2 protein-coding genes are annotated in these 2,265 nt (G+C 76.6%); one reads left to right on the top strand and one right to left on the bottom strand.

Going from position 1 to position 2,265, the window contains the following annotated elements; translation table 11 throughout:
* The first annotated feature begins 367 nt into the window (after positions 1-367).
* A complete protein-coding gene (locus ABEB16_RS01060; RefSeq protein ID WP_345710428.1) occupies positions 368-1,333 on the top strand; it encodes an LGFP repeat-containing protein in 966 nt (321 codons plus the stop codon).
* A gap of 39 nt (positions 1,334-1,372) precedes the next feature.
* On the opposite strand, the gene ABEB16_RS01065 is transcribed toward ABEB16_RS01060, so the two are convergent.
* The coding region (locus ABEB16_RS01065; protein WP_345710429.1) for a lysylphosphatidylglycerol synthase transmembrane domain-containing protein at positions 1,373-2,265 on the bottom strand (893 nt) is incomplete at its 5' end.

Genomic DNA, 2,265 nt, shown 5'->3' on the forward strand with positions numbered 1-2,265 from the left:
CCAGGCCCAGGACGCCCAGCACCCGCCGGCGGTCCACCAGGGTGGCGATGTCGAAGGCCAGGCCCTGGTCCTCCACGTCCTCGTCGGGCCGGACGAGCGGGCGGCCCTCGTAGGTGGGCACCCCGTCGTGCCGCGGGTCGTGCTGCCGGTCCTCCACCGTGGTCCTCCTGTCGTCCCTGCGCGTTCCTGCTCCGGTGCCACGACGGTGCGGGTCGACCCCGGGCGCGGGCGGTGAGGAGCTCATGCACCCGCTGTGAGGTGACCGGCCGGTGTCCCGGTGCGAAACCCCCTCCCGCGGTGCGCCGCGACGGCCTAGGCTCGATCACCGGCGGGCCGCGGGGGGCGGCCCGGGGCCGGGGGGTTCGCGATGCTGCGCTGCGCGCTGGAACGGGTTCGACGGGGTTCGCGGGTTCGACGGGGGCTGCGGCGGGCGGGCCTGCTCGCCGTCGGGCTGGCCCTGGCGGCCGGGGCCGCGCCGGCGCAGGCCGATCCCCGGGTGGGCGGGGACATCGGGGTGCGCTACGAGGCGCTGGGGGGTGCCGGCGGGTTCCTCGGGCAGCCGCTGACGCCGGAGGTGCGCACGCCGAACGGCCGCGGCGCCTACGTCGTCTTCGAGCACGGCTCGATCTACTGGTCGCCGGCCACGGGGGCGCACGAGGTGCACGGGGCGATCCGCGGTGCCTGGGCCTGGGCCGGCTGGGAGAACGGTCCCCTGGGTTTTCCCGTGACGGACGAGGTGGTCACCCCCGACGGCGACGGCGCGTACAACGTCTTCGAGGGCGGGTCGGTGTACTGGCTGAAGTGGGCGCCGCAGGCCGCGCACGTGGTGCGCGGCGCGATCCGCGACGCCTGGGGCTCCCGCGGCTGGGAGCTCGGCCGCATCGGTTACCCCACGAGCAGCGAGTTCGACATCCCCGGCGGCAAGCGGCAGAACTTCCAGCGCGGTTTCGTCGAGTGGTCCCCGGCGACCGGTGCCCGCATCGACCAGACCCTCACCGCCGCGGACGTGCCCGGCTGCGCCTTCGCCCCGAAGGAGGCGACGGTGCTGCTGGCGGCGCACTGCTTCACCACCGGCTGGCTGCTGGGCCGGGCGGACCTGATGGGGCAGTACGGCTCGCAGCAGGCGGTCGACCAGCTGCGCGCGCACACCCCGCAGGGCCGGCTGCGCAGCGTGGAGTGCGGCCCGAACCCGCGCTTCCCGCAGGCGGCGTGGACGGAGACCACGTGCACCGTCCGGTTCAGCGGCAGCGGCGCGGTCGTGGAGCTGGACCTCAGCAACGTCGTCGGCATCATGCGCAACGCGCAGGTGGAGACCGTCCGCCACACGGCCTGATCCCGCGACGGGCCCGGCCGGCCGGGCCCGGCCGCGACCTCAGAGCTCGCGGCGGCGCCGCTGCCACCACCACAGCACCCAGCCCGCCCCGCCGATCACGCCGAGGGTGGTGAGCCGGTACAGCGCCGTCGCGGCGACGGCGGTGTGGGCGGGCAGGCCGGCGGCCGCGAGGCCCACCGACAGGGTGGCGTCGACCACGCCCAGACCCGCGGGCACGATGTTGAAGCTGGCCGCCGCCATGGTCGCGGTGTAGGCCAGCAGCAGCCCCGCCGGTGGGACCTCCTCGCCGCCCACCGCCCGGATGCACATCGCCAGGCAGGCGGCGTCGAGCACCCAGTTCACCAGCGACGCCCCGCTGGCCCGCAGCCACACCAGCGGGCCCACCCGCAGCTCGCCGAGCTGCTGCAACCCCAGCAGCACCCGCCGGTGCGCCTGCTCCGGGTCCCCCCGCCCCACGCGCTGCGCCAGCGCCGCCACCAGCCGTCCCGCGAGCTGGCCCACCTCCGGGCGCGAGCGCAGCACCCACGCGCCCAGCGGCAGCGCCGCCACGGCGAGCAGCGCCACGGCCACGTCCCGCAGCTCGCCGCGGGTGCCGAGGAGCACGCCGCTGACGACGCCGATGACGGCCAGCGCCGTCGCCGACAGCGCCCCGCTCACCGCGATCACCCAGGAGGCCACCGCGCCGGAGGCCCCCCAGCGGCTCATCACCCGGAAGTTCAGCGCCGTGGAGAACAGCGCGCCCCCGGGCAGGGTGATGCTGAGGGAGTGCGCGGCGAAACCCAGCGCCGCGACCTTCCGGTACCGGGTCGCCACCCCGGCACCGCGCAGCAGGACGAGCTGCATCCGGGCGTACAGCAGCATCGAGCCGACGCCGAGCGCCACCGCGGCGGCGAGCCAGCGCCAGTCCGGATCGGCCAGGGCGCGCACCCCCG

Origin of the sequence: Kineococcus glutinatus, assembly GCF_039542765.1 — a bacterium.
GTDB lineage: Bacteria > Actinomycetota > Actinomycetes > Actinomycetales > Kineococcaceae > Kineococcus_A > Kineococcus_A glutinatus.

What these genes read in the sequence shown, in the direction of transcription:
- ABEB16_RS01060 (WP_345710428.1), top strand. Translation starts at nt 368, where the DNA reads ATGCTGCGCTGCGCGCTGGAACGGGTTCGACGGGGTTCGCGGGTTCGA.